Here is a 6,071-nt window from a genome sequence, read left to right as displayed (position 1 = left end):
GAGACAGCCTGCCCACCGGCATCTCCGCGAACGTGTCCATCCGGTTCTGCCTGCGGGTGGCCGGCCAGCTCGAAAACGACATGATCCTCGGCACCAGCGCGTACAAGAACGGCATCCGCGCCACGGTGTTCGTCCCGGAGAAGGACGCTGGCACCGGCTACCTGGTCGGAGCGACCCCGATGCCCAAGGTGGTCAAGGCCGCCTACCTCAACACCCCAGAAACCCAACTCATCGCCGACCGCGCCTACGCGCTGCGCAAGACGACAGGAACGCTGTCCGGGCACGCCCTCGGCGAGACGGCCGAGCAGACCGTGCCGAGCTACGACCTGCTGGCCGACATCCTGGCCGTGGTCCCGCCGTCCGAGGCCAAAGTGTGGAACGAGGTCATCGTAGATCGCCTGGCCGAGCTGCGGCCCGACATCTACGGCCCGTGGGCGGCGCTGGAGGGCGGCGCGAAGACAGCCCAGCTCACCATCATGCTCAAGCCGTACGGCATCCGCACCTTGCAGGTGTGGGGCACACCGGAGGGCGGCGACAAGGGCGCCAACCGCATCGGCATCACCCGTGACGACATCGTCACTGCAGTCACCCAGCGCGACAAGGGCAAGGCGTCGTAGTCGTACCGATCGCCTCTAGACCTAGAGACACAGCCCTCTAGGTCTAGAGGCTCCCCTAGAGCCCGAAATGGTGTTCTACCTGGGCTCTAGCACCTAGACATCGACCTGCGGAAACCCTGGAAACGGCCCTGGAGGCCCTCATGGCTACTGTCATCGCCCTTCTAGCAGTCTGCCTACCATTCATCACCCTCAGTTACATCATCGTCTGCCTGGCGTGGCCCTGGGGCCGCTGCACCCGATGCCGCCCCGGCGGCAAGAACCGCACCTGCCGCGCCTGCGACGGCACCGGCAAGCGGCCCCGCCTCGGCTGGCAGCTCTACGTCTACGCCCGCCGCCTCCACCGCGACGGCAACCACTGATGCCGCCCAGCACCCACGGCATCACCCCTCAGGAGAGCCACATACACGACCTCACCCGCTACGCCCTGGCCGCCGTCACCCGCGGCTGGCACGTCTTCCCTCTCACCCCGAACGACAAGCGCCCGCTGCCCGGCTTCACCGCGTGGGAACGGCACGCCACCACCGACACCGCACTCATCCGCCACATGTGGGCCCGCGGCCCGTTCAACATCGGTATCGCCTGCGGTCCGTCCAACCTCGTCGTCCTCGACCTCGACGTGCCCAAGCCCGACGAGCGCCCGGCCGCCGACTGGGCGAAGCCCGGCATCAACGACGGCGCGGACACCCTGGCCTCGCTCTGCGAGCAAGCCGGTCAGCCGCTCCCACTGGAAACGTTCATGGTTCGCACCCGGCGCGGCGGCACCCACCTCTACTTCACCGTCCCGGCCGACGTCGACCTGCGCAACACCGCAGGCAGGCTCGGCTGGAAAATCGACACCCGAGCGCACGGCGGCTACGTCGTCGCCCCCGGCAGCTATGTCACCCTGCCGGACGGCAGTGGCTCCTACGACGTTTTGCACGGGCCGACACCGGCTGTGCTCCCGGCCTGGCTGACCGAGCGTCTCACCTCTACACCGCCGCCCGCATCCAGCACATCCGCGGGGACTGTGCTGGCAGCTTGTGGTGGGGACCGAGCAGCCGGATACGCCCTGGCGGCGCTGCGTGGCGAGGTCGAACGAGTCCTGGACGCTATTCCCGGCACCCGCAACGACACGCTCAACATCGCCGCGTTCGCTCTGGGCCAGCTCATCGCGACCAGCCTGCTACCACGCAACCTCGCCGAGGCGTCCCTGCTCAACGCAGCCGAAGCCATCGGACTCGACTTCCGCGAGGCGTTCAACACCATCCGCTCAGGGCTCGACAGCGGCCTACGCCGTCCCCGGAGGGCAGCCGCGTGACCATCGCCAAGCCGACAGCCGAAGCCATCCTGTCCAACGTGGGCGCCGCTGCCCAGCTCGCCGAGTTGCACAACGCGCCACCAGTCTGGGAGACACCAGCGCCGCTAGGGCAGCGCGGCGAACTCCCGTCCTTCCCTGTGCACGCGCTCCCGGCCTGGGTCGCCGAGCACGTCAGCGCGGTGGCCGAGGAGACACAGACGCCACTCGACCTGGCGGGCTGCGTAGCCCTGGCCGCCCTATCCACCGCCGCCGGCGGACGCGCGATCGTGAACGTCCGCGGCTCCTGGGTCGAGCCCGTGAACCTCTTCGTCCTGGTCGCCATGCCACCCGGCTCGCGCAAGTCCGCCGTGTTCCGCGCCATGACCACGCCCCTGACCCGTGCCGAAAGCCTCCTGCTGGACCGCATCGGCCCGCAGATCACCGAGGCTGAGGTATCCCGTCGCCTGGCCGTGGAAATGGCTGAGAAGGCCACGCGGACCGCCGGGGCGGCACGCGGCGAGGCAGCGCCGGAAGCCATCGCCGAGGCACAGAGCGCGGCACTAGCCGTGGAAGACATCAAAGTCCCGGTCAAGCCGCGCCTCGTGGCCGACGACATCACACCAGAAACGGCAGCAAGCCTGCTGGTCGAGCAGGGCGGACGCCTATCAGTACTCAGCGCAGAGGGAGGCATCTTCGCCACGCTCGCCGGCCGCTACTCCGGCACACCCAACCTGGACCTGTTCCTCAAGGGGCACGCCGGAGACCCACTCATCGTCGATCGCCGAGGCCGCAGCGAACGAGCGGACAACGCGACCCTGACCATGGGACTCGCGGTGCAGCCCGAGATCATCGCCGACATCGCGAGCATGCCTGGCTTCCGCGGCAAGGGGCTGCTCGGCCGCATCCTCTACAGCCTGCCGAAGAGCAACGTCGGATACCGGCGTGTGGACCCGCCGCCCGTGCCAGAGCACATCGCGGCTCGCTACGACGCCAATCTGCAACGACTCACGATCGGCATGTACGAGTGGGACGACCCAGCACGCCTCACCCTGACGGCCGAGGCCGCCGAGATTTTCACCGAACATCGCCGCAAGACCGAGACCCGTCTACGCCCGGACTCAGGAGACCTCGGGCACATCACCGACTGGGCGGGCAAGTTCGACGGCGCAATCATGCGCATCGCCGGCCTCATCCACCTGGCCGCCGACGTCGAGTCCGCCTTTCGCCACCCGATCAGCGCCGACGCCGTCAACGCCGCCATCGCGCTAGGCGGCTACTTCGCCGCTCACGCCCTGGCCACCTTCGACGCCATGGGCGCGGACTCCGACATCGAAGCCGCCCGCACCGTACACGCCTGGCTCCACCGCACCGTTACAACACGTTTTACCGTCCGCGAGGCGTTCACCGCCCTGCCGCGAAACCGCTTCCGCAAGGTGGGCGAGCTGGAGACACCACTCGACCTCCTGGAACAGCTCGGCTGGATCCGGCGCGAGCTCGAGCCGCCGCGCACCGGCCCCGGCCGCCGACCTTCACCTGCCTACGCCGTCCACCCCTGCCTGTACGACCAGAACCACACAGGGATGCGCCCGTGAAGCCCACTGCCATAAGCATCGCCCACGCCAGCAACCGCACCGGCACCTGGATGACCGTTCCCGAACTGCTCGTCGAACTCGACATCAAGCGCCGCACCTGGCAGCGATGGCGCGCACTCGGCGTGGCCCCACGCTGCCACCGGCTACCCAACGGTGAACTCCGCATCAAGCGCCGTGACTTCGAATCCTGGCTCGACTCGCTGGCCGAATCCGCCCGAAAGGCAAACTGACCATGAAGAGTTACAACGTCCGCATCTGGAAGATCTCCACCCGGAAAGACGGCCTCAACAATCACATGGTGCGGTGGGTCGTAGAAGGCAAGGTGTTCACCGAACACTTCTCCACGTGGGAACTGGCCGACAGCTTCCGGGCGGGTCTGAAGAAGGCGGCCCAGAATGGGGAGGCGTTCGACACCGCGACGGGCATGCCGGATTCCAAGAGCCGCACTCACAGCACTGTCACCTGGTACGCCCACGCCTGCGACTATGTGGATGCGCGCTGGTCCAAGGTCTCAGGCAGACAGCGCATCTCAATCGCCGAAACCCTTGCGGCGATAACCCCACTCCTCGTCCGTGACCGGCGCGGTGCGCCTAATCCGCAGGTCCTGCGCTCCGCCCTCTACCAGTGGGCGTTCAACAAACAACATCGCGACACCGACAAGCCCCATGAGATCGCCGAGGCGCTCGTGTGGATCACCAATGCATCCGTGCTCGTGGCTGATCTCGCCGAATACGACCGCATCACAACCGCGCTGGACGCCTGCGCCCGCAAGATGGACGGCACCGCCGCGGCTCCCAGTTACTACAGCCGTCGCCGCCGGGTTCTGTTCAACGTGCTTCGCTACGCCGTCTTCAAGAAGCGACTCGTGAAGAACCCGCTCAGCGAGGAACTCGACTGGAAAGCACCCGAGACAGAAGTGTGCGAGGAGATAGACCCCGCCGTGGTTGCCTCTCCTGAGCAAGTACACGAACTGCTCACTGCCGTCAGCTACTCCGGATGGAGACGAGGGGACCGGCTCGTGGCTTTCTTCGCCTGCATGTACTACGCCATGATGCGTCCGAGTGAGGTAACGGCTCTACGGCGAGAGGACTGTACTCTCCCGGAGAAGGGATGGGGACGCCTGTTGCTCAGCGGTTCCGCGCCGACTGTGGGAACCAAGTGGACGGACAACGGCCAGGCCCACGAACAGCGCGGCCTCAAAGGTCGCCCGCGCAAGGCCAAGCGCATTATCCCTATCCCGCCCGTACTGGTCGCCATCCTCCGCGCTCACATGCAGCGCCATGGTGTGGCCCCAGATGGCCGGCTGTTCCGAACGGAGCGCGGAGGTGTGCTCTACAAGTCCGGTTACGTTCGCACCTGGAAGACCGCCCGCGCCCTGGCCTTGACGCCATCACAAGCCGCGTCACAGCTTGCCAAACGACCATACGACCTGCGCCATGCAGGAGTGTCGCTACGGCTCAACGCCGGGGTACCCGCCACCCAAGTAGCGCAGTGGGCAGGCCACAGCGTCGAAGTGCTTCTAAAGATCTACGCCAAATGCATCGACGGGCAGGACCATGTCTGGCACACAATGCTCGACGGAGCGCTGGGGATCGACCTCAACCAAGCTGACCAAGACAAAGAGACGAAGGAAGAGTGATTCTGCGACGGCGGCAACCCGTTGGCAACGCCCTTCGCCGGAGAGAGTGGCAATGCCGACAAGAACGGAGCAGGGTGACTTGCTCCAGCCTTACTCCCGACTGGTCATGCAACAGACGCTACTGCTGTTCGGACTATTCGCCGCCGCCTGATTCCTCTGCCTTTTCTGTCCAACTGGCGAGGTTGTACCGGGTAAACCTGGCGAGGTTGTACCGGGTAAACAGGGTGTCGGGGTGGTCGGCGCCCTGGACGCGTTCACGGATGGGGAGCAGGGTGATGAGCTGGTCGCGGGCTGCGGCCGCATCGCCTGCTTCCCCCGTCCAGTAGGCGAGGTTGTGCCGAGTGGTCAGGGTGTCGGGGTGGTCGGCGCCCTGGACGCGTTCACGGATGGGGAGCAGGGTGATGAGCTGGTCTCGGGCGGCGGCCGCATCGCCTGCTTCCCCTGTCCAGGTGGCGAGGTTGTGCCGGGTGGTCAGGGTGTCGGGGTGGTCGGCGCCTCGTACCCGTTCTTCGATGGGGAGCAGGGCGACGTACTGGTCGCGGGCTGCGGCCGCATCGCCTGCCTCCCCCGTCCAGTAGGCGAGGTGATACCGGGTGAACAGAGTGTCGGGATGGTCGGCGCCTCGTACCCGTTCTTCGATGGGGAGCAGGGCGGCGAGCTGGTCGCGGGCTGCGGCCGCATCGCCTGCTTCCCCCGTCCAGTAGGCGAGGTGGTACCGGGTGGTCAGGGTGTCGGGATGGTCGGGGCCCTGGACGCGTTCACGGATGGGGAGGAGGGCTGCGTACTGGTCGCGGGCTGCGGCCGCATCGCCTGCTTCCCCTGCCCAGGTGGCGAGGTTGTGCCGGGTGGTCAGGGTGTCGGGGTGGTCGGCGCCTCGTACCCGTTCTTCGATGGGGAGCAGGGCGATGAGCTGGTCGCGGGCTGCGGCCGCATCGCCTGCTTCTCCC

The 6,071-nt window shown here is 67.0% G+C and carries 6 protein-coding genes and 1 pseudogene; 6 read left to right on the top strand and 1 reads right to left on the bottom strand.

The genetic code is table 11. From position 1 onward, the window contains the following. From AB0B64_RS59695 to AB0B64_RS59670, 6 genes and pseudogenes are all read left to right on the top strand, one after another. Positions 1-617, top strand: a pseudogene (locus tag AB0B64_RS59695) (cell division protein FtsK); the annotation flags it as partial. Positions 618-757: 140 nt separating this feature from the next. Further along, positions 758-976 carry a hypothetical protein gene (locus AB0B64_RS59690; RefSeq protein WP_358206134.1) on the top strand — a complete coding sequence of 73 codons (219 nt, stop codon included), beginning with the start codon at positions 758-760 and terminating at the stop codon, positions 974-976. Beyond that, positions 976-1,914: a bifunctional DNA primase/polymerase gene (locus tag AB0B64_RS59685; RefSeq protein ID WP_358206127.1), complete on the top strand. Its 939-nt coding sequence runs from the start codon at positions 976-978 to the stop codon at positions 1,912-1,914. The genes AB0B64_RS59690 and AB0B64_RS59685 overlap by 1 nt, the downstream gene beginning before the upstream one ends. Continuing rightward, positions 1,911-3,485 carry a YfjI family protein gene (locus AB0B64_RS59680; RefSeq protein ID WP_358206122.1) on the top strand — a complete coding sequence of 525 codons (1,575 nt, stop codon included), beginning with the start codon at positions 1,911-1,913 and terminating at the stop codon, positions 3,483-3,485. Before AB0B64_RS59685 ends, AB0B64_RS59680 begins: the two co-directional genes overlap by 4 nt. Continuing rightward, positions 3,482-3,715, top strand: a complete 234-nt coding sequence (locus tag AB0B64_RS59675) for a helix-turn-helix domain-containing protein (protein WP_358206113.1) — start codon at positions 3,482-3,484, stop codon at positions 3,713-3,715. Before AB0B64_RS59680 ends, AB0B64_RS59675 begins: the two co-directional genes overlap by 4 nt. A 2-nt stretch (positions 3,716-3,717) precedes the next feature. After that, positions 3,718-5,124 (top strand): site-specific integrase, encoded by a 1,407-nt coding sequence (locus tag AB0B64_RS59670; protein ID WP_358206101.1) that lies wholly within the window; start codon positions 3,718-3,720, stop codon positions 5,122-5,124. 133 nt (positions 5,125-5,257) lie between these two features. Here the strand turns inward: AB0B64_RS59670 and AB0B64_RS59665 are convergent. Next, positions 5,258-6,071, bottom strand: an 814-nt coding sequence (locus tag AB0B64_RS59665; protein WP_358206090.1) for a tetratricopeptide repeat protein, incomplete at its 5' end; no start/stop codon positions are given.

The organism is Nonomuraea sp. NPDC049129, from assembly GCF_040648495.1.
Taxonomy (GTDB): Bacteria; Actinomycetota; Actinomycetes; order Streptosporangiales; family Streptosporangiaceae; genus Nonomuraea.
The sequence above is the reverse complement of the archived record's forward strand: the minus strand, read 5'-3'. Positions and strand labels throughout refer to the sequence as shown.